Source organism: Caballeronia sp. LZ034LL (assembly GCF_031451215.1).
Lineage (GTDB): Bacteria > Pseudomonadota > Gammaproteobacteria > Burkholderiales > Burkholderiaceae > Caballeronia.
This window is the reverse complement of sequence record NZ_JARUXR010000020.1, coordinates 1-1,030: the sequence shown is the minus strand read 5'-3', so window position 1 is coordinate 1,030 and position 1,030 is coordinate 1. Positions and strand designations below refer to the sequence as shown.

Annotated in this window: 1 protein-coding gene; it reads left to right on the top strand. The window is 63.4% G+C overall.

The features are described 5' to 3' along the window. The coding region (locus QCE83_RS34995) for an FAD-binding protein (RefSeq protein ID WP_309821471.1) at window positions 1–1,030 on the top strand (1,030 nt) is incomplete at both ends.

Sequence of the window (1,030 nt, the reverse complement as noted above, 5' to 3'; positions counted from 1 at the left end):
GGCGCGCTCGGGCATCGCGCTGCAGGACATGGAGTTCTGGCAGTTCCACCCGACGGGCGTAGCCGGCGCGGGCGTGCTGATCACCGAAGGCGTGCGCGGCGAAGGCGGCATCTTGCGCAACTCGAACGGCGACCGTTTCATGGAGCGCTATGCGCCGACGCTGAAGGATCTGGCGCCGCGCGACTTCGTCTCGCGTTCGATGGACCAGGAAATCAAGGAAGGCCGTGGCGTGGGTCCGAACAAGGACCACGTGCTGCTGGACCTGTCGCACATCGGCGCCGAGACGATCATGAAGCGTCTGCCGTCGATTCGCGAGATCGCACTGAAGTTCGCAAACGTCGATTGCATTAAAGAGCCGATTCCCGTCGTGCCGACCATCCATTATCAGATGGGCGGCATTCCGACCAACATGCATGGTCAGGTCGTGGGTACGTCGAAGGGCTACAACGATCCGGTCAACGGCTTCTATGCCGTGGGCGAATGCTCGTGCGTCTCGGTGCACGGCGCGAACCGCCTGGGCACGAACTCGCTGCTGGATCTGGTGGTGTTCGGGCGCGCGGCGGGTAACCACATCATCAAGCATGCGCGTGAGCTGAAAGAGCACAAGCCGCTGCCGGCCGATGCCGCCGACTTCGCGATGGAACGTCTCGCGGTGCTGGAGAAGTCCACTTCGGGCGAATACACGCAGAACATCGCCAACGACATCCGTTCGACGATGCAGGCGCACGCAGGCGTGTTCCGCACGGCGAAGCTGCTCGAGGACGGCGTCGAGAAGATCGCGGAAGTGGCGGAGCGCGTGAAGCACGTGCATCTGAAGGACAAGTCGAAGGTGTTCAACACCGCGAAGGTGGAAGCGCTTGAGCTGGCGAACCTGATCGAGGTGGCGCGCGCGACGATGGTGTCGGCGGAAGCGCGCAAGGAAAGCCGTGGCGCGCATGCGCACAGCGACTACGAGCATCGCGACGACGAGAACTGGATGCGTCACACGCTGTGGTTCAGCGAGGGTGACCGGCTGGACTACAAGCCGGTG